2 pseudogenes are annotated in these 566 nt (G+C 70.8%); one reads left to right on the top strand and one right to left on the bottom strand.

Annotation, left to right across the window (positions count from 1 at the left end):
• Window positions 1-270: pseudogene (locus B2J89_RS22565) on the top strand (methyl-accepting chemotaxis protein); the annotation flags it as partial.
• Window positions 271-376: 106 nt separating this feature from the next.
• Here B2J89_RS22565 and B2J89_RS21585 read toward each other — a convergent pair.
• Window positions 377-566: pseudogene (locus tag B2J89_RS21585) on the bottom strand (single-stranded-DNA-specific exonuclease RecJ); the annotation flags it as partial.

Below are 566 nucleotides of genomic sequence, written 5' to 3'. Positions count from 1 at the left end.
GACCAGGCCCAGCACCTGGCCAGCGTCGTTGCCGCGTTCAATGTGGGCGCGCAAGCCCCGGTCCTGGCCCCGGCGGTGCGCCCAGCGCCTGCGCGTGCGCCGCTGCCAAAGCCTGCGGCGGCACCGGCCGCGAAGGTGGCGGCTGCATCGTCTCCGGCGCGGCCTGCGGTCGCTGCTGCCGGGCGCGCCAGCACCCCCGCGCCGCGCATTGCGGCTCCTGCACCGCAGCCGGCCAAGGCGGGCGCGGACGACGAGTGGGAAAGCTTCTGATCCGCTGCCCGTGATGGCGCTGCAGCAGCAGCGCCAACCCACCATTCGATAGCTTCCAGCGCTTGGTGCACAAGGGCTGGAAGCTATTTTCTATGGGGAATCCACCTCAGGTCTGCGCGCCTTCGACCAGGAACTGCACCTTGCGCTCGCCCTTCCACTCGTTCACGTCGAGCCGGAAGGCCAGCAGCACGCGGCCGGGCAGCGGGTCGGTGTGGCTGAACCAGATGCCGTCCACCGGAGCGCCCTGGTGCAGCAGCTTGAGTGAGAGGTGGTTGCGGCCTTCGCCCACCAGGCGC

The sequence above is a fragment of the Acidovorax sp. SRB_24 genome (genome assembly GCF_012931925.1).
The sequence above is the reverse complement of the archived record's forward strand: the minus strand, read 5'-3'. Positions and strand labels throughout refer to the sequence as shown.